At 71.2% G+C, this 468-nt stretch carries 1 protein-coding gene; it reads right to left on the reverse strand.

Features of this window, described 5'->3' with window-relative positions; all coding sequences use genetic code 11:
- Positions 1–321 (reverse strand): toll/interleukin-1 receptor domain-containing protein (locus tag U9983_RS27270; protein WP_322756760.1); only part of this gene is annotated, 321 nt, incomplete at its 3' end.
- Positions 322–468 lie beyond the last annotated feature (147 nt).

The raw sequence follows: 468 nt of genomic DNA on the forward strand, positions 1-468 counted from the left end.
GGCCAAAAACGGCGGCAGGTCCGCGTCTTCCAACAGCACCGGGATGAGCCGCTGCTCGCCGGCGACCGTGCGGGTCAGCATCGCCGCATACTCGGCGGCAACCCACGGCCGCGACAGCGCGTGCGGGCTGACCACCACAATCCCGTGTGCCGATCCGCGGATACCGGCGTCCAGCCGGTGGACCAGCACGTCCCCGGGCAGGATGTCCCACTCGTCGTAGAAGACGTGCAGGCCGGCGCGTTCCAGGTTCTCCGCGAGCACCCGCACCCACGGCTGGTCGCCATGCCCGTAGGAGACGAACACATCGAAAACGTCTGCCACCGCCCACCCCCGTCTAGACAGGACGACTGGCCGGCACTCTACGCCGCCGATCGCCACCTTCGGCACCCGACCAGCCACCCGAGACGGGGTTCCTGCGGGGCTGCCCGTCCCGCCTGCGGGCGCCCCCTGCCAGGGCCTTCAGGCCGC

It is taken from the genome of Protofrankia sp. Cas3, from assembly GCF_963555955.1.
In the GTDB taxonomy this organism is placed as follows: Bacteria; Actinomycetota; Actinomycetes; order Frankiales; family Frankiaceae; genus Protofrankia.